23 protein-coding genes and 1 other RNA gene are annotated in these 21,677 nt (G+C 62.9%); 10 read left to right on the top strand and 14 right to left on the bottom strand.

Features of this window, described 5'->3' with window-relative positions; translation table 11 throughout:
- Window positions 1-16 precede the first annotated feature (16 nt).
- Genes AC07UR_RS00665 through rimP form a run of 3 tightly spaced genes read right to left on the bottom strand, consistent with a single transcriptional unit; the run spans window position 17 to window position 3,000 of the window.
- Window positions 17-715, bottom strand: a complete 699-nt coding sequence (locus AC07UR_RS00665; protein WP_173418635.1) for an RNA-binding protein — start codon at window positions 713-715, stop codon at window positions 17-19.
- Window positions 715-2,331 carry a transcription termination factor NusA gene (nusA, locus tag AC07UR_RS00660; protein ID WP_173418634.1) on the bottom strand — a complete coding sequence of 539 codons (1,617 nt, stop codon included), beginning with the start codon at window positions 2,329-2,331 and terminating at the stop codon, window positions 715-717. Before nusA ends, AC07UR_RS00665 begins: the two co-directional genes overlap by 1 nt.
- A 48-nt stretch (window positions 2,332-2,379) precedes the next feature.
- Window positions 2,380-3,000 carry a ribosome maturation factor RimP gene (gene rimP, locus AC07UR_RS00655; protein WP_209788224.1) on the bottom strand — a complete coding sequence of 207 codons (621 nt, stop codon included), beginning with the start codon at window positions 2,998-3,000 and terminating at the stop codon, window positions 2,380-2,382.
- Between the two features lie 275 nt (window positions 3,001-3,275).
- Here rimP and AC07UR_RS00650 point away from each other — a divergent pair, with 275 nt between their 5' ends.
- A complete protein-coding gene (locus AC07UR_RS00650) occupies window positions 3,276-4,910 on the top strand; it encodes an MFS transporter (RefSeq protein ID WP_209788227.1) in 1,635 nt (544 codons plus the stop codon).
- Between the two features lie 84 nt (window positions 4,911-4,994).
- On the opposite strand, the gene AC07UR_RS00645 is transcribed toward AC07UR_RS00650, so the two are convergent.
- From AC07UR_RS00645 to ffs, 6 genes are all read right to left on the bottom strand, one after another.
- Window positions 4,995-6,233, bottom strand: a complete 1,239-nt coding sequence (locus tag AC07UR_RS00645; RefSeq protein ID WP_209788230.1) for a lytic murein transglycosylase — start codon at window positions 6,231-6,233, stop codon at window positions 4,995-4,997.
- 60 nt (window positions 6,234-6,293) lie between these two features.
- On the bottom strand, window positions 6,294-6,899 hold the full coding sequence (recR, locus tag AC07UR_RS00640; RefSeq protein WP_173418630.1) for a recombination mediator RecR: 606 nt from the start codon (window positions 6,897-6,899) through the stop codon (window positions 6,294-6,296).
- 107 nt (window positions 6,900-7,006) lie between these two features.
- Entirely contained in the window at window positions 7,007-7,618 is a 612-nt protein-coding gene (locus AC07UR_RS00635) for a LysE family translocator (protein WP_173418629.1), read from the bottom strand.
- Window positions 7,619-7,819: 201 nt separating this feature from the next.
- Window positions 7,820-8,143, bottom strand: coding sequence for a YbaB/EbfC family nucleoid-associated protein (locus tag AC07UR_RS00630; RefSeq protein WP_029742357.1), 324 nt, complete (start codon window positions 8,141-8,143; stop codon window positions 7,820-7,822).
- 48 nt (window positions 8,144-8,191) lie between these two features.
- Complete coding sequence (locus tag AC07UR_RS00625; RefSeq protein WP_209788233.1) at window positions 8,192-10,063, bottom strand: DNA polymerase III subunit gamma/tau; 1,872 nt, start codon at window positions 10,061-10,063, stop codon at window positions 8,192-8,194.
- Between the two features lie 141 nt (window positions 10,064-10,204).
- An RNA gene (ffs, locus tag AC07UR_RS00620) (signal recognition particle sRNA small type) lies at window positions 10,205-10,302 on the bottom strand.
- A gap of 107 nt (window positions 10,303-10,409) precedes the next feature.
- Between ffs and AC07UR_RS00615 the strand changes: the two genes are divergently transcribed.
- The 4 genes from AC07UR_RS00615 (at window position 10,410) to AC07UR_RS00600 (ending at window position 13,036) form a co-directional block, all read left to right on the top strand.
- A complete protein-coding gene (locus AC07UR_RS00615; RefSeq protein WP_176351162.1) occupies window positions 10,410-10,814 on the top strand; it encodes an HIT domain-containing protein in 405 nt (134 codons plus the stop codon).
- 2 nt (window positions 10,815-10,816) lie between these two features.
- The gene (gene nudC / locus AC07UR_RS00610; protein WP_209788235.1) at window positions 10,817-11,797 is read left to right on the top strand and encodes an NAD(+) diphosphatase; all 981 of its coding nucleotides are present in this window, start codon (window positions 10,817-10,819) and stop codon (window positions 11,795-11,797) included.
- Between the two features lie 31 nt (window positions 11,798-11,828).
- Window positions 11,829-12,539, top strand: a complete 711-nt coding sequence (locus AC07UR_RS00605; RefSeq protein ID WP_209788238.1) for a helix-turn-helix transcriptional regulator — start codon at window positions 11,829-11,831, stop codon at window positions 12,537-12,539.
- A gap of 128 nt (window positions 12,540-12,667) precedes the next feature.
- A complete protein-coding gene (locus AC07UR_RS00600) occupies window positions 12,668-13,036 on the top strand; it encodes a VOC family protein (protein ID WP_494700011.1) in 369 nt (122 codons plus the stop codon).
- Between the two features lie 59 nt (window positions 13,037-13,095).
- On the opposite strand, the gene AC07UR_RS00595 is transcribed toward AC07UR_RS00600, so the two are convergent.
- From AC07UR_RS00595 to AC07UR_RS00585, 3 genes are all read right to left on the bottom strand, one after another.
- Window positions 13,096-13,233 carry a DUF1127 domain-containing protein gene (locus AC07UR_RS00595; protein ID WP_065784874.1) on the bottom strand — a complete coding sequence of 46 codons (138 nt, stop codon included), beginning with the start codon at window positions 13,231-13,233 and terminating at the stop codon, window positions 13,096-13,098.
- A gap of 145 nt (window positions 13,234-13,378) precedes the next feature.
- Complete coding sequence (locus AC07UR_RS00590) at window positions 13,379-14,233, bottom strand: prephenate dehydratase (RefSeq protein WP_173418623.1); 855 nt, start codon at window positions 14,231-14,233, stop codon at window positions 13,379-13,381.
- A 13-nt stretch (window positions 14,234-14,246) separates the two neighbouring features.
- Window positions 14,247-15,002, bottom strand: coding sequence for a 3-deoxy-manno-octulosonate cytidylyltransferase (locus tag AC07UR_RS00585; protein WP_173418622.1), 756 nt, complete (start codon window positions 15,000-15,002; stop codon window positions 14,247-14,249).
- A gap of 156 nt (window positions 15,003-15,158) precedes the next feature.
- Between AC07UR_RS00585 and AC07UR_RS00580 the strand changes: the two genes are divergently transcribed.
- Window positions 15,159-15,842, top strand: a complete 684-nt coding sequence (locus tag AC07UR_RS00580; protein ID WP_173418621.1) for a c-type cytochrome — start codon at window positions 15,159-15,161, stop codon at window positions 15,840-15,842.
- 83 nt (window positions 15,843-15,925) lie between these two features.
- On the opposite strand, the gene AC07UR_RS00575 is transcribed toward AC07UR_RS00580, so the two are convergent.
- Window positions 15,926-16,870: an AEC family transporter gene (locus tag AC07UR_RS00575; protein ID WP_209788240.1), complete on the bottom strand. Its 945-nt coding sequence runs from the start codon at window positions 16,868-16,870 to the stop codon at window positions 15,926-15,928.
- A gap of 163 nt (window positions 16,871-17,033) precedes the next feature.
- Between AC07UR_RS00575 and AC07UR_RS00570 the strand changes: the two genes are divergently transcribed.
- From AC07UR_RS00570 to AC07UR_RS00555, 4 genes are all read left to right on the top strand, one after another.
- On the top strand, window positions 17,034-17,306 hold the full coding sequence (locus tag AC07UR_RS00570) for a BON domain-containing protein (protein WP_173418619.1): 273 nt from the start codon (window positions 17,034-17,036) through the stop codon (window positions 17,304-17,306).
- Between the two features lie 382 nt (window positions 17,307-17,688).
- Window positions 17,689-18,879 (top strand): CmlA/FloR family chloramphenicol efflux MFS transporter, encoded by a 1,191-nt coding sequence (cml, locus tag AC07UR_RS00565; protein ID WP_412728337.1) that lies wholly within the window; start codon window positions 17,689-17,691, stop codon window positions 18,877-18,879.
- A 167-nt stretch (window positions 18,880-19,046) separates the two neighbouring features.
- Window positions 19,047-19,850 (top strand): MerR family transcriptional regulator, encoded by an 804-nt coding sequence (locus AC07UR_RS00560; RefSeq protein WP_209788242.1) that lies wholly within the window; start codon window positions 19,047-19,049, stop codon window positions 19,848-19,850.
- A gap of 30 nt (window positions 19,851-19,880) precedes the next feature.
- Entirely contained in the window at window positions 19,881-20,810 is a 930-nt protein-coding gene (locus tag AC07UR_RS00555; protein WP_209788243.1) for a YobF C-terminal domain-containing protein, read from the top strand.
- A 349-nt stretch (window positions 20,811-21,159) separates the two neighbouring features.
- Here the strand turns inward: AC07UR_RS00555 and AC07UR_RS00550 are convergent, their stop codons facing one another.
- The gene (locus tag AC07UR_RS00550) at window positions 21,160-21,669 is read right to left on the bottom strand and encodes a dihydrofolate reductase family protein (protein WP_209788245.1); all 510 of its coding nucleotides are present in this window, start codon (window positions 21,667-21,669) and stop codon (window positions 21,160-21,162) included.
- Window positions 21,670-21,677: the final 8 nt, after the last annotated feature.

Genomic DNA, 21,677 nt, shown 5'->3' with positions numbered 1-21,677 from the left:
TTGCCGGTGACGCGGGTCATTGCTGTGGCTTGCCAGCGCCGCCTTCGGCCCGGACCGGGACGGATCCACGGTACTTTTCGAGCATGATTGCGCGCTTCACTACACCCTCACCCGCCTGCCCTGCAAGCGTTGCGGCATGGATAAAAGCATTACTTCCCAAAAGGCCCTCCATTTCCGCCGCCGAAAAGGGGCGGAACGCGGGTATTTCCGTTTCATCTTCAACCACAAAGCTCATTGCCTTGCGGGCCTGGTCAATCTTGCGGACGCCGTCGGCGGCCGCATCGCTCGCGTGAAAGACGGCGAGCGCCGCCAATCCACGAACGGCCTGCTCCGTCTTCGTTGCGCCGGAGATGAACTGGGCCGCCTTGCGCGCCATGTTCATCATGCCGGCAAGCTGCTCGACGAGCAGCCTGTCCACGTCGTCGGCCAGCGTCGCATCGACCTTGACGTCGGCCTTCAAGGCACGGGCGAAGAGCTTCTTCGCCATTGCCTTTTCAACCAGCGCCCGCTCCGCCTTGATCCAGCAGCCGCGGCCCGGAAGCTGACGCTTCAGATCGGGAACGATGCGGCCGTCGGGTCCGGCGACGAAGCGGATCAGATCGTCGGGCGAGCCACTCTCGCGCGTGACGATGCAAGTCCGGGTGCTGCCGCTCTTGTCCTTCGGACCGTTGTCCGAAGGCAGAGCGTCAGCGTCAGTCGATGCGGTGGTCGCCATCAGGCGTCCTGTTCCGCGCCTTCGGCAACCTCGATCGCCTCTTCTTCTTCCTGTTCGACGGCAAGATCGTCTTCCGTGATCCAGCCGGCAGCAAGACGTGCCTGAACGATCATGGCTTCAGCATCGGCGCGCGAAACCTCGAACTTCGAGAACGTACCCTCGAAGCGCTTGGTCTCGCCATCCTTGCGTTCGCTCCAGCCGACCAGGTCGTCGGCGGCGCAACCGGCAAAGTCCTCGATGGTCTTGATGCCTTCCTCGCCGAGCGCGACCAGCATCGGGCTGGTCAGGCCATTGATCGTGCGCAGTTCGTCGGCAACGCCGAGTTCCTTGCGCTTGGCATCCATCTCGGCTTCAAGCCTGTCCAGGAACTCGCGGGCGCGGGTCTGGATCTCGGTGGCCGTTTCGTCGTCGAAGCCGTCGATCGAAGCGATTTCGTCGAGATCGACAAAGGCAAGCTCCTCGACGGCGGCAAAGCCTTCGGAAGCCAGAACCTGGCCGACCATTTCGTCGACGTCGAGCGAATCCATGAACAGGTTGGTGCGCTCGTTGAATTCCTTCTGACGGCGTTCGCTTTCTTCCTGCTCGGTGAGGATGTCGATATCCCAGCCGGTCAGCTGCGACGCGAGGCGAACGTTCTGGCCGCGGCGGCCGATGGCGAGCGACAGCTGCTCGTCCGGAACCACGACTTCGATGCGCTCTGCGTCTTCATCGAGAACGACCTTGGCGACTTCCGCCGGCTGCAGCGCGTTGACGATGAACGATGCCGGGTCCTGCGACCACGGAATGATATCGATCTTTTCGCCCTGCAACTCGCCGACGACGGCCTGAACGCGCGAACCGCGCATACCGACGCAGGCGCCGACCGGATCGATCGAGCTATCGTTCGAGATCACGGCGATCTTGGCGCGCGAACCCGGGTCACGGGCAACCGACTTGATCTGGATGATGCCGTCGTAGATTTCAGGCACTTCCATGGTGAAGAGCTTGACCATGAACTGCGGATGCGTGCGCGACAGGAAGATCTGCGGGCCGCGCTGTTCACGCCGGACGTCGTAGACGAAGGCACGAACGCGGTCGCCGTAACGCATGTTCTCGCGCGGGATCATCTCGTCGCGACGGATGATGCCTTCGCCACGGCCGAGATCGACGATGACGTTGCCGTATTCGACGCGCTTGACGGTGCCGTTGACGATCTCGCCGACGCGATCCTTGAATTCGTCGAACTGGCGGTCACGTTCGGCTTCGCGAACCTTCTGCACGATGACCTGCTTGGCCGACTGGGCGGCGATACGGCCGAAATCCATCGGCGGCAGCGGGTCGGCAATGAAGTCGCCGAGCTTGGCGTCCGGGTTGCGGTCGCGCGCCAGTTCGAGCGGGATCTGGGTGGAATAGTCTTCCGCCTTCTCGACCACTTCCAGGAGACGCTGCAGGCGAATTTCACCGGTCTTGGAATTGATGTCGGCGCGGATGTTGGATTCCGAACCATAGCGGGAGCGCGCGGCCTTCTGGATCGCATCGGCCATCGCGGCCAGAACGATCTCGCGGTCGATCACCTTTTCGCGTGCCACTGCATCTGCGATCTGCAGAAGCTCGAGCCGGTTAGCACTGACTGCCATCTCATGTCTCCGTCTGGTTGCAGGGGGCCTCAAGCACCGCCCCGGCTTTTATTCTTCGATAGGTGAATCTTCGTCTTCGAAATTCTCGTTCGCGGCACGCGCTGCCTTCGCCTTCTTGTCGGCTGTCAGGGCGTCGCGGATCAGATCGTCGGTCAGGATCAACCGCGCCTCCGCAAGCGTGGTGAACGGAATGGTGACCGTCACTTCCTCGCCATAGGCAGGCTGATCGCGCTCGATCTGGAAACTATCCGCATCCACGGACACGATCTTACCACGGAAACGCTTGCGGCCCTCGACCAGCACCGAGGTTTCGCATTTCAGGAGGTGACCCTGCCAGCGGAAGAAATCCGACTTGCGAACCATCGGGCGATCGATGCCGGGCGACGACACTTCCAGATGATACGCCTTGTCGACCGGATCTTCCACATCGAGAACCGGGGAAATGGCCATCGAGATCGCTTCGCAATCTTCGACGGTCATGGTGCCGTCGTTGCGCTCGGCCATGATCTGCAGCGTCATGCCGTTCTGGCCGGACATGCGCACGCGCACCAGGCGATAGCCCATCGGTATCAGCACCGGTTCGATGATGTCGGCAATGCGCTGATCGAGACCGGTTTCGGTGATCAGGCGGGGTTCAAGTTCATTTTCAGCGGTTGTCGGATCGGACAAACGATGTCTCCTCATGGGACCGGGTAATAAAAAAGAGCGGGTCCTGACGGGCCCACTCTTCATCTACCGATCAAGAATTTGAGGCCCATATACGCCTCGTTGCCGCAAATTGCAAGGTGTTCGACCGGAGGCCGCCTAAGGCGCCTGCGGGGTGCGGGCGACAGTCAATCGATGCGACGGCAAGTTTCAGCGGCTGGCACTTCGGTCTTCGAGGTTTATAACAGGCAACGAACCGCTTCGATATCGCAATCAAAAGACACGAGAGAGAAGACGAGGTGCCCACCCGTATTTCGCCACTTGCCCCCTTCAAGCACGACATCTTTCGCACCATCTGGATCGCAAGCCTCGCCTCCAACTTCGGCGGCCTGATCCAGACGGTCGGCGCCGCCTGGCTGATGACGTCGATTTCCTCATCGGCCAACATGGTCGCGCTGGTGCAGGCCTCGACCTCGCTTCCCATCATGATGTTCTCGCTGGTCTCCGGTGCGCTCGCCGACAATTTCGACCGGCGGCGGATCATGCTTGTGGCCCAGTGTTTCATGCTGACGGTGTCGGCGCTTCTGACCGTCTGCGCCTATCTCGGCATCATCACGCCCTGGCTGCTTCTGCTCTTCACATTTCTGATCGGCTGCGGCACCGCGCTCAACAACCCGTCCTGGCAGGCCTCGGTCGGCGACATGGTTCCGCGCGACGACCTGCCGGCGGCCGTCGCCCTCAACAGCATGGGCTTCAACATCACCCGCAGCGTCGGCCCGGCCATCGGCGGCGTGATCGTCGCGACCGCGGGTGCGGCGGCCGCCTTTGCCGCCAACACGCTCAGCTATTTCGCCATCCTCTTTGCGCTGGTGCGCTGGCGACGCGAAGTGACCATGAGCCCGCTGCCGCGCGAAACGCTCGGCAGGGCGATCACGGCGGGCCTGCGCTATGTCGTGATGTCGCCCAATATCGGCAAGGTGCTGGTGCGCGGCTTCCTGTTCGGCCTGTCGGCAAGCGCCATTCTGGCGCTGCTGCCGCTGGTGGCGCGCGATCTCGTCAAGGGCGGTCCGCTGACCTACGGCCTGATGCTCGGCGCCTTTGGCCTTGGCGCGATCGGCGGGGCGTTGCTGAGCGCAAGATTGCGCGAAATGATGTCGAGCGAGGCGATCGTGCGCCTGGCCTTCGGCGGCTTTGCCGTGAGTACTCTCGTCATCGCCTTCAGCGCCTATGCGTGGCTGAGCTGTCTCATGCTGCTGGCCTCAGGAGCATCCTGGGTGCTGGCGCTGTCGCTGTTCAACACCACCGTCCAGCTTTCGGCCCCACGCTGGGTGGTCGGCCGGGCGCTGTCGCTCTACCAGACCATGACCTTCGGCGGCATTGCCGGCGGCAGCTGGCTCTGGGGCACGACGGCCGAACTCCATGGCGCCACCAACGCGCTTTTCGTCTCCTGTCTCTTGATGCTGGCGGGGGCGGTCGTCGGGCTGCGCCTGCCCTTGCCGGAGTTCAAGTCGCTCAACCTCGATCCGCTCAACCGCTTCAACGAGCCGCTGCTCGAACTGGACCTGAAACCCCGCAGCGGACCGATCGTCATCATGATCGATTACGAGATCGACGATGCCGACATTCCCGAGTTCCTGGAGACCATGGCAGAGCGGCGGCGCATCCGCATCCGCGACGGTGCCGGCCACTGGGCGCTGATGCGGGATCTCGAAATCCCGACGACCTGGACGGAAACCTATCATGTGCCGACCTGGGTGGAGTATGTGCGCCACAACCAGCGGCGCACCCAGGCCGACGCCTCGGTCGGAGAGAAGCTGACCGCGTTACATCGGGGTGCTGCACCACCGCGGGTCCACCGGATGATCGAGCGCCAGACGATCGTTCCGACCCATTACGAGCGCTACAAGCGCCAAGTCGACGTCGACATGCACTGACCGACTGCGCCCGGTCGCGGGCGCAGTCCCATCCAATCGAAGCCGAACGGCCCGGACTGCTCGCCGCTGACGGAGAGTGCCGGCTTACCGAAGCTTCGCCTTCAGCGAGGCATCGGGAAAGCAGGTCGGCGCCAGACCATTCTTGGCCTGCCAGTCGCCGAGCGAGCGGCGGGTCTTGTAACCGGCAAGACCGTCGGCCTTGCCGACGTCGTAGCCCTTGGCAACCAGCGCCTTCTGCATCGCGAGCACATCGGAGCGCAGCATGTTGCCGACATCGCCCCAGGCGCCCCGGAACGCACCGCCGCCCGAGCCGATGCGATCGGCAAGATTGCCGATGAACAGCGCATAGAGGTCGGAGTTGTTGTACTCCTTGAGCACGTAGAAATTCGGCGTGACGATGAACTCGGGCCCGTGGGTGCCGGCCGGAACCAGCATCATCGAGGGCGCGGAAAGCTCATGCGAGGGAAACGCCTTGCCGGAAATGCGGGTGATGCCCTTGGCCGCCCAGTCGGACATCGGCCGGGCGAGATCGGGCCCTTCCTGCGCGCAGGAGACGCCAGCCGGGATCGACACTTCGAATCCCCAGTCGCGGCCGCGCTGCCAGCCCTTCTTGACGAGGTAGTTGGCGATCGAGGCCAGGCTGTCTGGAACCGAATTCCAGATGTCGCGGCGACCGTCGCCGTCGAAATCGACGGCATATTGCAGGAAGCTCGACGGCATGAACTGCGGCTGCCCCATGGCGCCGGCCCAGGAGCCGCGCATCGATGCCTCTTCGACGTCGCCGCTTTCCAGAATGTGCAAGGCGGCGATCAGCTCGCGGCGGAACAGGTCCGGCCGGGTCGACATGAAGGCCTTCGTCGCCAGCACGTCGACGACGGGATAGGGGATCTTGGCGCGGCCGAAGCCGGATTCGCGACCCCAGATCGCCACGACCACCGATGCTGGAACGCCATAGGTCTTCTCGATCCGCTTCAAGGTGGAGGCGTGGGTGGAGGCAAGGCTGCGCCCGGTTGCCGCCAGTCCCTGCAGACGTTTTTCCGAGAAGTAGCTGCCGGGCGAGGAAAACTCCGCCTGGCTCTGCTTCTGCTCCTTGGGCTTGGGAAAACCGGGAGGTGCGAGGTCTGGCAGGTCCCAGTTGAGCTTCACGTCGGCGAATGCCGCCTTGAAGGAGCGTGCCGAAACCCCAGACTTTTCGGCTTCCGGCCAGAGATCGCGCTGAAGCCACTGGCGAAACTGGGTCTCGACATCAGCCTTGGAGGCCGCCTGGGCCAAGCCCGCGAGAACGCAGAACAGCAAGGTCGACAGTGATAGAAATCTCAGCATCCGGTTCCCTATCGGTTGGATCGCGGGCGGTCGGGGCGAAGACCCCGCACGTTCATGGCGTCAGATCGAGGTGCGGGCACGAAGGGCGGCAGCCAGCGTACCCTCGTCGAGATAGTCGAGCTCGCCGCCAACCGGCACGCCATGGGCAAGCCGGGTGATCTTCACCGCCATGCCTTCGAGCTGGTCGGTGATGTAGTGGGCGGTGGTCTGGCCTTCCACGGTGGCGTTGACGGCGATGATCAGCTCGCGCACACCGCCATTGGCCACGCGCTGCACCAGCCCCTTGATGTTGAGATCATCGGGACCGACGCCATCGAGCGGCGACAGCGTGCCGCCGAGCACGTGGTAGGCAGCGTTCATGGCTGCGGCACGCTCCAGCGCCCAGAGATCGGCGACATCCTCGACAACGATGATCACCGTGTGGTCGCGGCGTTCGTCGGCGCAGACCGTGCAGGGGTCGATCGTATCGACATTGCCGCAGCACGAGCAGATGCGCACCTTGCGATGGGCCTCGCCCATGGCTTCCGCCAGCGGCCCGAGCAGCTGGTCCTTCTTCTTGACCAGATGCAGTGCCGCGCGCCGCGCCGAACGCGGCCCCAGCCCCGGCACCTTTGCCAGAAGCTGGATCAGTTTTTCGATTTCGGGACCGGTGACTCGCTTTGCCATGCGGCGCTTTTAGCCCATATCGCCGACAAACGGAATCGCCTTGCCGGAATATGACGCGGCTTCCGGCCGCGATAGCACAGGGGCCGAAAGATGCGTCGAAGCAGAACTCACCGGGTGGCGATGACGACGGCCGCCCCGGCGATGGTTCCCGCACTGGCGCGGTTGGCGATGCGAACGGCGCGCTTGCTCTTCAGCAGCTTGCGGGCATTGGCAGCCATCGTCACCCAGCCGAGATCGACCACGACCAGAACCACCAGCATGGTCGCAACCAGCTGCATCCAGCCGATCAGGGTCACTGAGCGCAGATCGATGATCGACGGCAGCAGCGCGACGTAGAACATCATCACCTTGGGATTGCCGAGCGTGACCGTCAGGCCGGCGAAGAACAGCTTGGAGGCGGAGCGCGACTGCGGCAGGCTGTCGCCGGGCATATCCGGTTCGGCCGTCCACATCTTCCAGGCGAGATAGAGAAGGTAGGCGACGCCGAGCCATTTGATGGCGACAAACAGTAGATGGAAGCTTTCGGCAATCGCTGCGAGACCCGCCACCGCAAACGACAGCCAGATGGCCTCGCCGATCCAGAGCGCCACGAGGAAGGGCAGGACATCGCGTGCGCCCTTCGAGAGAACACGTGCGACAAGCGCTGCGACACTCGGTCCGGGCGATCCGGCCGCAACCAGCAAGGCGCCGGCAAAGATAAGCAGGGACGTCATGGTCATGCGCGATCCTCCTCGGGAGGCGGCAATTTACCATGCTTTGCAGCCGGCGCCAGTCCGGGCCGACGCGAAGTGCCAGACACCAATGCGCCATGCGGACGAGCCGCCGGCACATTGCAAAGCACATGGATCGCGAGATGCGAACAGACGCTCACCGATACCAGTGAGCGTCGGTCGCCATCCAACGCCAGACGAAGAAGGCGATCAGAACGGCAGCTTCATGCCGGGCGGGATCGGCAGGCCGGCCGTGAGTTCGCGGGTCTTTTCGGCCTGCACTGCCTCGGCCTTGTCCTTGGCGTCCTTGTGTGCTGCGACGATCAGGTCTTCAAGAATCTCGACGTCGTCTTCCTTGAACAGCGACGGATCGATCTTCAGGCTCTTCAGGGTGCCCTTGCCATCGAGACGGACGGTGACGAGACCGCCGCCGGAGGTGCCGTCGACTTCGAGCGCGGCGATTTCCGCCTGCATCTTCTCCATCTTGGCCTGCATTTCCTTGACCTTGCCCATCATCCCCATGATGTCGCGCATCGTCGTCTCCTGTTCTCTCAAAAATGTCCGGTCGTTCGTTCCGACGGACTATTCGATATCGTCGCCGGGGACGATATCGCCATCGGCAGATTCGGCTGTGGCCGGAGCAACGCTCTCGGCCTCCTCTTCCTCGACGGCGCGGATGCGCACGTCGGTGATCTTGGCGCCCGGAAAACGGGCGAGGATGGCCGCCACATCAGGATCCTGGCGCGCGTCGCTGACGCGCTTCTCCTGGGCCCGTTGCTCGGCTTCGATCAGGGTCGGCTCGCCGGGCTCGCGGCTGTAGCTGACGATCCAGTGAATGCCGGTCCACTCCTTGAGCTTGACGGCGAGTTCGCCGAGCAAGGTCTTGGGCGCATCATCGGTCACATTGACATCGAGACGCCCGGGCTCGATGCGAACCAGCCGCACGAAGCCGCGCACCAGCGTCTTCAGCTTGATGTCCTTGTTCTTGCCGCAGAGGTCGGCGATGTCGCTGACCGAATTGACCGAAACCGAGGCTTGCGCCTTGGCGACAGGCGCGATGGCGGGCCGCTCTTCGATTTGTCCGACGCTGATCGGCTGAGGGCTGACATCGGGAACCGCGCGCAGCATCGTTGCGCCGTTGCCGGTCGGTCGTCCCATCGATGCCGGCTGGATGGCCTGTGCCTGCACGGGTGCACCGACTGACGCCTGCATGCCGCCGCCATTGCCGCCACCTGGGGCCGGACGGGCACCGCCGCCATCGCTGCCCGACAGTTCGAGCACACGTCTTGCCGCGTCTTCCGGCGAGGGAAGATGGGCCGCATGGGCAAGCCGGATCAGCACCATTTCCGCAGCACCCGCCGGGCGCGACGAGCTCTCGGCCTCGGGAATGCCCTTCAACAGCATCTGCCAGATGCGCGACAGCGTGCTGACGGCGACACTGCCGGCAAAGTCCGCGCCGCGCGTCCGCTCGATCTCGCTCAGGGACTGATCGCTGGCGGCATCCGGCACGTATTTCAGCCGGGTGACGAGATGGGTGAAATCGGCAAGATCGGTCAGCACCACCGTCGGGTTGGCGCCCGCCTCGTATTGGGCCGTGAACTCGCCAAGCGCTGCGGCAACATCGCCCCGGACGATATGATCGAACAGATCGACGATCCGGGCGCGATCGGCAAGACCGAGCATCGAGCGGACGGTCTCGACCTCGACGGAACCGCCGCCATGGGCGATCGCCTGGTCAAGCAGCGACAGGCCGTCGCGCGCCGAGCCTTCGGCCGCACGCGCCACCATTGCCAGCGCTTCCGGGTCAAAGGAAACGCCTTCCTTGCCGAGAATGGTCGAAAACAGGCCGACGAGGTCGGAGCCGCTGATGCGCCTGAGGTCAAAACGCTGACAGCGCGACAGGACCGTGATCGGCACCTTGCGGATTTCGGTGGTGGCGAAGATGAACTTCACATGCTCCGGCGGCTCTTCCAGCGTCTTCAAGAGGCCGTTGAATGCCTGCGTCGACAGCATGTGCACTTCGTCGATGATATAGACCTTGTAGCGCGCCGAAACCGGGCGGTAGCGCACCTGCTCGATGATCTCGCGGATATCGTCGATACCGGTATGCGACGCGGCGTCCATCTCGATGACGTCGACATGGCGCCCGTCCATGATCGCCTGGCAGTGCTCGCCGGGCACGCGCAGGTCGATGGTCGGTCGATCGATGTCGGGCGTCTTGTAGTTGAGCGCACGGGCGAGAATGCGGGCGGTGGTGGTCTTGCCCACCCCGCGTACGCCGGTCAGCATATAGGCTTGCGCGATACGGCCGGTTTCGAACGCGTTGGTCAGCGTGCGCACCATCGGCTCCTGGCCGACCATCAGGTCGGAGAAATCCTTGGGGCGATACTTGCGCGCCAGAACGCGGTAGGCGGCTGGTTTCTGTTCGGATGAAATGGACGTTTCGTCGCTCATCGACCCTGCCGCTTAATGAATTCGTGTCCCGACAGGACGGATTTACGGCACCACGCGTCGCATGGGATGCGCCTGGTCACCGCAACAGCGTGTGGTGCTGCCTGATTGCTGAGAGCGGTTTCGATCTCAGCAATCAGGCAGGTGGGAGGCTGGCACGATGACCCGTGCCGGGGCTCGTTAGGGCTGCTTCCTTCCGGACCTGACCCGGTTGGCGAGTGGCTCGTCCACCACCAACCTCCCGGCTCCCATATCGGCAATATCGCAAGCAAATGCAAGCCAAGCCATCAAAAAACTGATATCGATATGCAAAACAAGGCGAATCCGCTCACGGCCCAAGGAGACCTTCTTGACGACATTCACCCTTGACGAGCGGCTTGAACGCGATGGCATCCCGATCGCCTCGATCGGCCTCTGCCAAATGCGCCTGATGAACGATCGCCGCTGGCCCTGGCTGGTGCTCATTCCCCAACGCGGGGGTATCTCCGAGATTTTCGATCTGTCGCCGCTCGACCAGACGATGCTGACATTCGAGACCAACATGGTGGCAACCGCCTTGAAAAAAGTCACCGGTGCCGAGAAGATCAATGTCGGTGCGCTCGGCAATATCGTCCGGCAGCTCCATGTGCATATCATCGCCCGCAGCGACGGCGACCCGAACTGGCCCGGCCCCGTCTGGGGCTTCGGCAAGTCGGAGCCCTGGGGCGAGAAAGACCACCAGGCATTTGCAGCCCGCATTCTGGAAAATCTCTGAACATGACGAAATCGATCTTTGACCTTCGAAGCCCCCATCCGGAGCCGAGCACCCTCGTCGCCTTTTCCGAGAACCACCTGGATCGCCAGTCGGAGCACCGCGCCGACGATTGCATCGAGGTTGCGCTCAAGCATCCTGGCGCCCATTTCCTCGCATTTTCCGGACCCAAGCTGATCGTCAAGCACGACGAGAAGATCATCGATCCGCTGTTTGCCCCCTATGAGCTCGAGGGGCTGGATCCGGTGCTCGACGAGACCATTTTGCTCGGCTACCTGCCAAACGGCGAGCCGCGGCTGGCCGTGCCGACGGGCTTGACCGAGGACAATGTCGCCGAGCCGTTCAAGATCGCCGACGGGCGCACACTCTATCGTCAGCAGATGCTGCCGGAAGAGCTTCTCGGCCAGTTCGCTCAAGGCTCGAGCCTGATCACCTGGAACGCCAACAACCGCTTCTGCGGCCGTTGTGCCGGACCGATGGAGGGCAAATCAGGCGGTTATCGCCGGATCTGCACCGCCTGCGGTCACATGGTCTTCCCGCGCACCGACCCCGTCGTCATCATGATGACCATCGATCTGGAGCGCGACCTCTGCCTGCTCGGCCGCAGCCCGCACTTCACCGCCGGCATGTATTCGTGCCTCGCCGGCTTCGTCGAGCCGGGCGAGACCATCGAAAATGCCGTGCGCCGCGAAACCCACGAGGAATCCGGCATCCATGTCGGCCGCGTGCGCTACCATGCCTCGCAGCCCTGGCCGATGCCGCACACGCTGATGATCGGCTGCTATGCCGAAGCGAAATCCACAGTGATCAAGCGCGACGAGCAGGAACTCGAAGACGTTCGCTGGTTCACGCGCGACGAGACGGCGGCGATGCTGGAGCGCACGACGGGTGTCGCCGACACCGGCAACGAGCATATCCCGCCGCCGAAGGGCGCCATCGCCCACCGGCTGATGCGCGACTGGCTGGCCTGGGGCGAGCACGGCTGAGCACAGACCGGCCGATACGAGGAGACTTGCCTTGTCCCGCTCCGAACGGCTGCTCGACCTGCTGCAGGTTCTCAGACGCTACCGTCAGCCCGTCAGCGGCCGGCGGCTGGCGGAGGAAACCGGTGTCAGCCTCAGGACGCTCTATCGTGATATCGCCAGCCTGCAGGCCCAGGGCGCCGATATCGAGGGCGAGCCGGGGCTCGGCTATGTCCTCAAACCCGGTTTCATGCTGCCGCCGATGATGTTCTCGCAGGAGGAGATCGAGGCCTTGGTGCTTGGCTCACGCTGGGTGGCAAAACGCGCAGACACCCATCTGGCGACGGCAGCCGGCAATGCGCTCGCCAAGATCGCGGCGGTTCTGCCGGCAGATCTTCGTGAAGAACTCGATGCCTCGACGCTGCTTGTCGGGCCAGTCGCGCCCGTCGCCGACCGCATCGACGTTTCGCTGTTGCGCAAGGCTATACGCCACGAGCGCAAGCTCGATCTCAGCTATATCGATACGGATGGCGGCGAGACGCGTCGCACCGTCTGGCCGTTTGCGCTCGGCTTCTTCGAGAATGTCCGGGTGCTGGTTGCATGGTGCGAGCTGCGCCAGGGGTTCCGGCACTTCCGGACCGACCGCATCTGGCAGGCCGACATCAGCGAGACGCGCTATGGGCGCCGCCGGCAGGTGTTGCTTCGGGAATGGCGGGAGACCCAGAACATCGGCCCGCCAGAGAGCAGGCGTGTCGGTTCGGCCTGAGGCATTTCGAGCGAAATGCTTGGAGCGCATCTTCCATCGACAAGACGCGCAACAAAGACGGCAATCAATGCTGACAGAAACTGGCAGCGGTGCACGCTAATCTGCAACTCCCGAAAAGGAGACAGATCATGGCCAAGGCAAATCTCATTATTCTCTATGTCGCCGATCCGCTGGCAAGCGTCGGCTTCTACAGCAAGCTGCTCGACAAGGAGCCACTCGTCTCCTTCCCAACCTTTTCGTCGTTCGAACTGCAGGACGGCTTCGTCCTCGGGCTTTGGGCGCAGGCCACGGTCACGCCGGAGCCATCAAAGATGAGCAACCGTTGCGAACTGGCATTCATGGTGAAAGACGAAGAGGCGGTGCGGGAGCACTATGAAAAGTGGAAAGGTGCTGGCCTGACGATTGCGCAGGAGCTGACGAAGATGGATTTCGGACCGACCTTCGTGGCGCTTGACCCGGATGGACACCGCCTGCGCGTGTGCCTCTTCGATGACTAGATCAAGGGTTTGCGCGTATCCCGCCAGCTTGGGTGGCGGGATACGGCGAATGGTGCTGATTAGCGGCCGTAAACGGCAGCCTGGATCTGCGAACGGGAGATACCGATATCGCTCAGGGCGTGGTCATCCAGCGAATTCAGCTCGCGGATCGCACGGCGCATTTTTGCATATTCAACGATCTTCTGACGGATCTTCATCTTTAACACTCCATATGTGAACGAGCGTCAAATAGGCATTTGCACATTATTTAGGTACCGCCGCGATTGCAGACTAGGCATGCACCAGACGCGTAGCCGGTTAACCAACCGGTAAGCCTTATCTGCAATCGCGCTTCGGGCGTGCTTAGAGCACGCCCCGCATCGGGTGCGCCTTGTAGGTACCGAGAATGCGCACCTTCTCGGAGAAGAAGCGCAGCTCGTCCATGGCGTGACGTACGCCGACATCATCCGGGTGGCCCTCGATATCCGCATAGAATTGCGTGGCGACGAACTTGCCGCCGAGCTGGTAGCTCTCGAGCTTCGTCATGTTGATTCCGTTGGTGGCAAAACCGCCCATCGCCTTGTAGAGGGCGGCCGGAATGTTGCGCACATTGAACACGAAGGTGGTGATGATCAGTTCATCGTCGGCGCTGCGGGCGAGCCGCTCTTCCTCGCGCGACAGCACCACGAAGCGCGTCACGTTGCTTTCCGTGTCCTCGACATTCTCGGCAACGATCTCGAGCCCGTAGAGATCGGCCGCGAGCCGCGGCGCGAGTGCCGCCATCGAGCGGTCGCCCTGTTCCGATACCAGCTTGGCAGCCCCTGCCGTATCGCCGGCAACCACCGGCTTCCAGCCATTGGCGCGCACGATCTTGCGGCACTGGCCGAGCGCATGAATGTGGCTGTGAACCGTGCGGATCTCGTCGCGCGTCACGCCCGGCAGCACCATCAGCTGGAAGCGGATCGGCATGAAGTATTCGCCGACGATATGAAGACGCGATTCGGGCAGCAGGTGGTGAATGTCGGCAACGCGGCCGGCAATGGTGTTTTCGATCGGGATCATCGCCAGATCCGCCTCGCCGTTCTCCACCGCGACGAAGGCATCTTCGAACGTCTGGCAGGGAAGCGGCTCCATCGACGGAAACATGTCGCGGCAGGCCATGTCGGAGTTGGCGCCGTAATCGCCCTGGAAGGAGATCCTGTTGGTCTTCGTGGTCACACTGTCTTCCTTCTCAGGCTTTTTCGGAAAGGATGCGGCGGGCTTTTTCCAGCTCGACCGGCGTATCGACGCCGAGCGGAACCGTATCGACGATTTCGACATCGATGCGCATGCCGGCCTCGAGCGCCCGGAGCTGCTCTAGCGATTCGCGCTTTTCCAGCGTCGACGGCTTCAGAGCGACGAAGTTTTCGAGCGCCTGGCGCCGGTAAGCGTAAAGGCCGATGTGGTGGTAGAGCGGCCCCTCGCCGTAGGGCGCGGTGGCGCGGGTAAAATAGAGAGCGCGCAGGCGCGTGGCCGACAACGGCGAACCGACGATCTTGACGATGTTGGGGCTCTTCTTCTCTTCCTCATCGGTGATTGCCACCGTGAGAGTGGCGATATCGGTCGAGGCATTGTCGACGAGCGGCTTTAGCGAGGCGCGGATCGGAGCGGACTCGATCGTCGGCAGATCGCCCTGGACGTTGATGACGAATTCCGCCTCACGGTGCGGATCGGCCTTCGTCAGCGCCTCATAGATCCGGTCTGATCCGGACTGGTGATCGATCCGCGTCATGATCGCTTCGAAACCAGCATCGCGCACGACATCGAACACAGTCTGGTCGTCAACGGCCACGACGACGCGTCCGACATCGGCTTCCGCCGCACGCTTGGCAACCTGGACGATCATCGGCAGGCCGCAGATATCGGCGAGCGGTTTGCCCGGCAGACGGGTGGAGGCCATGCGTGCCGGAATGAGCACGATGGCTTTGCCTGAATTTTCGCGTTTCATGATGTGGCCTTCAAGAACCCCGCCGAAGGTGTCAAAAAGTCTCAGTTCGGGGTCCATAATCTCTGTTGCAACGCAGAGCCAAAAGACATAGGTTCCGCGCGATTTCAAGATGGGCCGGGTTTTTGTTTACGCCGGTGGCAAAGGGAGCGTTTGCAGATGAACTCATATGTGAACATGGGCGTGGGTGCCTTTCTGGGTACGGTTTTCGTTCTGATGTCCGTATCCATTGCGTCGGAAGGCATTTTCCATTCCGAGGCTCCCGAGAAGGAAGGCTTCGCGATCGTTGCCGAAGAAGGCACGGCGGACGCTGGTGCGGGCGCCCAGGAAGAGGCTGAAGTCGATATCAAGCCCTTGCTCCTCAAGGCAGACGTTGCAGCCGGCGAAACCGTGTTCAAGAAATGCGCAAGCTGTCACACCGTGGATAAGGGAGGGGCCAACAAGGTCGGTCCCAACCTGTGGGGTCTCGTCAACCGCCCGATCGCCTCGCATGAAGGCTTCAGCTACTCGGCTGGCATGAAGACCTTCTCCGAAGGCGGCAAGGTCGTTTGGGATTACGACCACCTCAGCTTCTTCATCGAAGCACCGAAGAAGCACGTTCCGGGCACCGCCATGGGCTTCGCCGGCGTCAAGAAGCCTGACGAACGCGCCAACCTGATTGCCTACCTGCGCGAACATGCCGACGCTCCGGCCGCTCTCCCGGATGCAGCCGCCTCTGCGGAAGCAGCTCCCGCTGCGGCCACCGAAGGCGCCGCCGAGAAGCCGGCCGAAGCGCCTGCAGCGGAAGCCAAGCCGGCTGAAGGCCAGGCTGCTCCGGAAGGCCAGCCCGCACCGGCCCAATAAGCCAGAGCGTGCAATCGATCTGATTTCGAGAAGCCCGGCCATCGCGCCGGGCTTTTTGCTGTCTTGCGCCCGGGCGACCGGCTCTACATCAGGAGGTAGGCCCACGCCGAAACGCTGACCACACCAAGTGCGGTCGTCAGCGTGATGGTCGATGACGCCAGTGCGTGACCGACGTTGAAATGATTGGCGATCAGCCAGGCATTGACGCCGGTCGGCACTGCGGACGTGAGGACAAGTGCCGCCGTCCAGTCGTCGTTGAGGCCGAGCAGGTGACAGGCAACAAAGACGACACCCGGCAGGACCACGAGCTTCAACAGGCTAGTCACCGTCGCCAGACCGAGATTGCCGACCAGGCCATACTTGTCGAGCGCCATGCCGATCGACACGAGTGCGGCCGGCGCGGCAACGGCGGCAAGCTGATCGACAACACTCTTGACCGGTCCGCCCAGCGGCTGGCCGATAAGGTGGACGGCAGCGCCACAGGCAAGGCCGATGACCAGCGGATTGCGCGCCAGGTTGCGGGCAACACCCCCCAAAAGCGTCAGCGGGCTTTGCCCCGGCTTGCCGCTGACCTTGCGCTCGGCGCGCTCCATCAGCACCGTGCCGGCGATCATCATGACAGGCAGATGAACGGAGAGCAGGATGGAGAGCGCCACGATCCCCTCCTCGCCGACGATGCGCGACACCAGCGGCAGGCCGATAAAGACGGTGTTGGCGAAGGCCGAGGAAACACCGGCGAGCACCCCCATGCGGGCATCGCGGCCAAAAACGAGCGTCGCTGCGAGATGGCCGATGGTCCAGGTGACGGCGACGCCGGAGAAATAGGCGACCCAGAGCGGCCAGGGCGAGCCGTCCTTGAAATCCGCCTCGGCGATCGTTCGAAACAGAAGAACGGGCACCGCGACCCGGAAAACGAAATCGCCGAGCGCATCGCCGACGGTCGGCTTCAGGTAGCCAAACCGGACGATCAACCAGCCTGTGAGGATCAGGATGAAGACGGGCAGGACGTTCAGAAAAATATCGGACATGCGTCAACCTTGGGAACGGTTCGACAGGAATAGACCCGTTCGCGTCACCCCCGCAAGGTTGCGCGACCCGTTGCGTGCATCGGTCGAGGCCGCAGATCCGGGGCAAGAAGACCGGAACATTCCCTTGTCCGGGGCGTTCCCGAACAGCACCGGGATAAAGCCAATGCCAACAGAGAAGCCCATTTACTCCCACCAGGACGACGATCCTCATCTGAAGGATGACGATCTGGCGGGTAAGGTCCTGCGCTTCATCCGCTACGCCACCTTCATCGATATCACCGATATGGACGTGTTTGCGCTCGGCGAAATGATCGTGCTGTCGGGTCAGGTTCAGAGCGAGTCCGACGTGGCTTGCGCCGGTGACGCCGCAAGGTCGGTTATCGGTGTGACGACCGTCGAGAACCGGCTGACGGTGAAACCGGGCCAACACCCATAACGCCAGCGCGAGGCGACACATCAGCAGAGTATCGCGGTTTGAGGTGATTTCGCTCAGGGCGGATAGCATGCTTTGGAATCAACGTGCTGGAGCGTGCCTGGTGCATTCTTCTGGATGCAAGGCGCCGTCGTGATCATGGTCACGAGACAGCAAGTGGTTGTCGTTTGCTGCCTTGGCTGGTAAACGGGTCACGCATAAACCAAGGCGCGCAGAATTTCTTTGGAGACCGGAATGGGGACCACCGAGTCAGCAACCAGGTAAGCCGCAACAACACTTCAATCGTTGTTGCGGCGTCTGTCCGGTCATTTCACACCACCGATACCAAGGCAGAGCGCCGCCGAATGTCATTCATTTGAGCGGATGTTCCATCGTGCCCAACCATATATCACCAACCTGGACCTATTTGGTGCCGGCAGCGTTGCTGCTGATGGCACCCTTCGACATCCTCGCCTCGCTGGCGATGGATATCTATCTTCCCATCGTGCCTGCCATGCCCGGCATTCTTGGCACCACCCCGGCAATCATCCAGCTGAGCCTGAGCCTCTACATGATCGTTCTCGGCGTCGGCCAAATCGTCTTCGGGCCGGTTTCCGACCGCATCGGACGGCGTCCGGTACTGATCGGCGGGGCGCTGCTGTTTGCGGCGGCCTCGCTGCTAATGGCCACGACCGCGTCGGCGCCGGCCTTCCTCGCGCTGCGCCTCCTTCAGGCGATCGGCGCATCGGCGGCCCTTGTCGCCACCTTTGCGACGGTCCGCGACGTCTATGCGGAGCGGCCGGAGGGCGTGACCATCTACGGGCTCTTCAGCGCGATGCTCGCCTTCGTCCCGGCGTTCGGGCCGATTGCCGGCGCGCTTCTGGCCAGCCACTTCGGCTGGAGAGCGATCTTCGTCACGCTTGGCGTTCTCGCGATCGTCGCGACGGCGAACGCCATGCTGCGATGGCACGAAACACGACCTGTCGGCGCCGAAAGCCACAGGCGGGCCTTTGGCCCGATCCTCACGAACGGGACGTTCTGGACCTATACGCTCGGCTTCAGCGCGGCGATGGGCTCGTTCTTCGTGTTCTTCTCGACGGCGCCGCGCGTGCTCATCGATCGGGCGGGTTACTCTGAACTCGGCTTCAGCCTGGTCTTTGCAACGGTAGCGGTGGTGATGATCGTGACCACCCGCTTCGCCAAACGCTTCGTGGCGCTCTGGGGCATCGCCGGCAGTCTTGCCCGCGGGATGGGGCTGCTCATTCTCGGCGCGGCGCTGCTCGTCACCGGCGAGAGCGTGGGCGCGCCGTCGTTCTGGAGCTTCGTGCCTCCAATGTGGGTCATTGCCGTCGGCATCGTCTTCACCGGCTCGGTCACCGCAAATGGAGCGCTGCAGGCCTTCGGCCACATGGCGGGTACGGCAGTCGCACTCTACTTCTGCATCCAAAGCCTGATCGTCGGGGTGCTCGGCACTGTGGCCGTGGTGCTGCTCGGGGGCGATAGTGCATTTCCATTAGCCGGCTATTCGTCGATCATGGCGATAGGCACGCTGATCGCTCTCGGCCGGTTGACACGGCGACGGGCTGCGGAAGCCTGATCCCTTGAAACCGCCACAGGGCGTTCCGGCCATGTCGCGACGCCCTGCGGCACCCCCTCCTCCGCCCGCACCCAATGGACGTAAAAAGGAGCGCCGGTCAGAGACAAGCACATCGGCCAAGAATGCCTCTTGACCTCGCCCCAGGGGCGAGCCCCACAGTCGGATCCATGAGCGATTCTTATCTTCTTGCCGGCCGCTTCGGTGCGGCCACGCGACTGTCGCCGAAGGCGCTGCGGCTCTATGCCGAGCAGGGCATCCTCGTGCCTGCCTATACCGATCCAGCGACCGGCTACCGCTACTATGCGCCCGAGCAGGCAGCCCGGGCGCGGCTGATCGCGCGCCTGCGCAGGCTTGGCCTTCCGATAGCGCGCATTGCCCAATTGATCGAGCTCGATGCGGACAGCCGGCTTGTCGAATTGCGATCCTGGCTCGAAGCCCAAGGCGAGCGACTAGTTGAGCAGACCGAGCTTGTCGATGCCATAGCACGCCAGAGCGATGGCCGCGGCGCCGGGATGGTCTCGAAGATTGCGATGCGCGAGGTTGGGGCCTGCAAGCTGATTTCCTGCGAGCGGCAACTCACTATCGAGGCGCTCGATGGGTTCATGGCAAGTGCCGAGGCGAATATTCGAAGATACCTCCGCGACTGCGGGGTCGCCGACGGCGGTGCCATGACCGTGCATTTCCACGAGACCGTCAGCCGAGACAGCGAAGGACTGGTGGAGGTCGCCATTGCTTATGAAGGCAGCGTCGAGCCTGCCGAAGACCTGCGCATCCGCTTTCAGGCGAAACGGCGCGAGGTCTTTCTGCCGGTAGCGCCGACTTGTGAGAACTTCCCGCAGATCTTGCGCGTCTACGACGCCATCGAGAGCTGGCTCGACGCGCGAAGCGACGTCCATTGCATCGGCAGCCCCTACGAAATCTACCCCGGAAGCCAGGGCGCCGCCTTCGATGTCGCCTACCCCATCACCTGACTTTACAGACGACCAACAGGACAGACGATCATGATGCATTTTGCCTATACGGGCTCCGGTCCCTATTGTTACGCCAACTCGTTTGCCATGATGTTCGGCGCACAGGCGCCCTCCACCGCAGTGATCGAATTTGCCACCGGCAGCCCGTTCGGCATGCAGCTCATCGGCGGCACCCTGCCTTTCTTCGACCCCTATGGCTGGGATCCGGAAGCCGGATTCGACGGTGCGCTTGCGGCCCTCGGCTGGACATCCACCCTGAGCAAGGGTGGCGACGCGGACGATGCGCTTTCCCGCCTGCGCGCAGCCCTCAAGGATGGACCAGTGTGGATTGGCCCGGTCGAGATGGGGCATCTGCGCCACCAGCCGGGAATGAGCGGACCGATCGATGCCGACCACTACGTCGTGGTGCTCGAGATGGACGAGGACAGCGTGCTGATGCACGATCCGCAGGGTCACCCCTATGCGCGCCTGCCGCTTGCCAACTTCATGGCCGCATGGCGCGCCGACACGTTGAGCTACGGTGATGCCTACACGATGCGGACCGACTTTGTCCGTGTCGCCGAGATGTCGGATATCGAAACCATACGGGCGTCGGTCCCAGCCGCCATCCACTGGTTGTCGATGGAAACGGACCGGCCCGTTCCCCAGAGAACCCTTGGCAATGCCGAAGCCGCCGAAATGCTCGCCGATCGCATCGAGACCGCTTGCGACAAGGGACTGAGGGCGCACATGATCCACTTCGCCGTCCGCGTCGGCGCGCGCCGCTCAGCCGACGCCGCCGCCTGCCTTGCACGGGCCGGTTACCACCAGGCCGCACGCATCGCCGATGACCAGGCCCGGCTCATCGGCGCGCTGCAGCATCCATTGGTGGCGCGAAAGGACGCCGATGCGGCCGCCAGCTTGCGGGCCCTAGCCCCGACCTATGACCGGCTGAAGGTGGCGCTGGAGCACGGCGGCTAAGGCATTTCCAAGACTGTGCCGAGCGGGATTTCCGGCCAGATGCGCTCCGAGACAACGACGCTGGGTGTCTTCGCTTTGCGTCCTTGCCGCTCTTTGCGCCATGTTGCTGAAGGATATCGGCGTCATCGACTGTAGCAAACCGCACGAATAATATCAGGCTTTGCGACACGCCGGATCAGGTGCCCTGCGGGCGGGTTTCGCCCAAACAGGGCCAACTGCAGGAGCGAGCCAGCGTCAAGCGAGCAGCTCGGAAAAGCTGCCAGCCCGCTCCGCATTCTGCCCGTGAAGCGGTTCGTAGTGAAGCCCGACCACACCGTTCGCATAGGTGTCCGTGCCCATCAGTTGCAGATCATAGCGTTGCGGAAGCCCGGAAAACCAGGCGACGCCCGGGGACGTAACGGGGGTAGACAAAGAAGTGGAAGGTGTCGACGAGACCAAGGCCAATAACAGTCCGCGCCAGGCTCGCACCGCCCGAGAGGTGGATATCCCCGCCCGGCTGCGCCTTCAGCTGAAGGAGATAGGCGGCAAGCGCATCGTCATCGGCGACAACAACCTGATCGACATTGTTCCATTCGGTCAGCATCTCGGACCCCGAGCGCGAAAAGACCAGCTTGCGATAGTCGTTCATCCGGCGCGCCATCTTGCGATTGGTTTCGGTTCCGACGTCTTCCGAAAGGGCACCCGGCCAATAAGCTGCCATCTCTTCGTAGGTCACGCGGCCGACGAGCACGGTGTCGTAGGTGGCATAGAGCCGATCGATCGCCCGGTACTGGTCTTCACCGACGGTGCCCATCCAGGCGAGCGGATCGTCAAGGCGTCCATTGAGCGTCGTCATCATCTGCAGGACAATCTTGCGCATACCCGCCT

Source organism: Ensifer sp. GW821-FHT05G01 (assembly GCF_059419585.1).
This window is presented reverse-complemented; position numbering and strand designations above follow the sequence as displayed.